Source organism: Gordonia shandongensis DSM 45094, assembly GCF_000423025.1.
Classification (GTDB): Bacteria; Actinomycetota; Actinomycetes; order Mycobacteriales; family Mycobacteriaceae; genus Gordonia; species Gordonia shandongensis.
Map to the genome: position 1 here is coordinate 1 of NZ_AUHE01000031.1, position 1,887 is coordinate 1,887.

Annotated in this window: 1 rRNA gene; it reads left to right on the plus strand. The window is 54.8% G+C overall.

Going from position 1 to position 1,887, the window contains the following annotated elements:
- Positions 1-1,887, plus strand: a 23S ribosomal RNA gene (locus tag G528_RS0114455); the annotation flags it as partial.

A 1,887-nucleotide genomic window follows, 5' to 3' on the forward strand; every position in this document is an offset into this window, starting at 1 on the left:
GAAAGGCCAATCAAACTCCGTGATAGCTGGTTCTCCCCGAAATGCATTTAGGTGCAGCGTTGCGTGTTTCTTACTGGAGGTAGAGCTACTGGATGGCCGATGGGCCCTACTAGGTTACTGACGTCAGCCAAACTCCGAATGCCGGTAAGTGAGAGCGTGGCAGTGAGACTGCGGGGGATAAGCTTCGTAGTCGAGAGGGAAACAGCCCAGATCGCCGGCTAAGGCCCCTAAGCGTGTACTAAGTGGAAAAGGATGTGGGATCGCTGAGACAACCAGGAGGTTGGCTTAGAAGCAGCCATCCTTGAAAGAGTGCGTAATAGCTCACTGGTCAAGTGATCCTGCGCCGACAATGTAGCGGGGCTCAAGTACACCGCCGAAGCCGCGGCACTCACACGTGTCATTCGTGCTCACCGTTGGGTGGGTGTGTAGTGGTGTGGGTGGGTAGGGGAGCGTCCTGCATCCGTGGAAGCAGCGGAGTGATCCAGTTGTGGAGGGTGTGGGAGTGAGAATGCAGGCATGAGTAGCGAAAGACAAGTGAGAAACTTGTCCGCCGGATGACCAAGGGTTCCTGGGCCAGGTTAATCCGCCCAGGGTGAGTCGGGACCTAAGGCGAGGCCGACAGGCGTAGTCGATGGACAACGGGTTGATATTCCCGTACCCGTGTATCCGCGCCCAATGGCGAGGCACTTGTACTAACCACCCAAAAGTCTTCTTTGATTTCTTCGGATTTCTCTGGGGATGGCTGCGTGGGACCTCGGGTGTAGTAGTCAAGCGATGGGGTGACGCAGGAAGGTAGCTGGGCCAGGTGATGGTTGTCCTGGTGTAAGCCTGTAGGGAGAGGCATAGGTAAATCCGTGTCTCACTTGTTCCTGAGAGGTGATGCGTAGCCGTTGTGGTGAATTCAGTGATCCTATGCTGCCGAGAAAAGCCTCTAGTGAGTTGGTACACGGCCCGTACCCCAAACCGACACAGGTGGTCAGGTAGAGAATACTAAGGCGATCGAGATAACTGTGGTTAAGGAACTCGGCAAATTGCCCCCGTAACTTCGGGAGAAGGGGGACCACGGCTGGTGATAGACGTTGCGTCTGGAGCTGGTGGTGGTCGCAGAGACCAGAGAGAAGCGACTGTTTACTAAAAACACAGGTCCGTGCGAAGTCGTAAGACGATGTATACGGACTGACGCCTGCCCGGTGCTGGAAGGTTAAGAGGACCGGTTAATCAACATTGTTGGTGAAGCTGAGAATTTAAGCCCCAGTAAACGGCGGTGGTAACTATAACCATCCTAAGGTAGCGAAATTCCTTGTCGGGTAAGTTCCGACCTGCACGAATGGCGTAACGACTTCTCTGCTGTCTCAACCACAGACTCGGCGAAATTGCAGTACGAGTAAAGATGCTCGTTTCGCGCGGCAGGACGAAAAGACCCCGGGACCTTCACTATAGCTTGGTATTGGTGTTCGATGCGGTTTGTGTAGGATAGGTGGGAGACTGTGAAGCCGGCACGCTAGTGTTGGTGGAGTCGTTGTTGAAATACCACTCTGATCGTATTGAGCTTCTAACCTCGGACCCTGATCGGGTTCAGGGACAGTGCCTGGTGGGTAGTTTAACTGGGGCGGTTGCCTCCTAAAGTGTAACGGAGGCGCCCAAAGGTTCCCTCAGCCTGGATGGCAATCAGGTGTTGAGTGTAAGTGCACAAGGGAGCTTGACTGTGAGACGTACATGTCGAGCAGGGACGAAAGTCGGGACTAGTGATCCGGCACCGGCAAGTGGAAGCGGTGTCGCTCAACGGATAAAAGGTACCCCGGGGATAACAGGCTGATCTTCCCCAAGAGTCCATATCGACGGGATGGTTTGGCACCTCGATGTCGGCTCGTCGCATCCTGGGGCTGG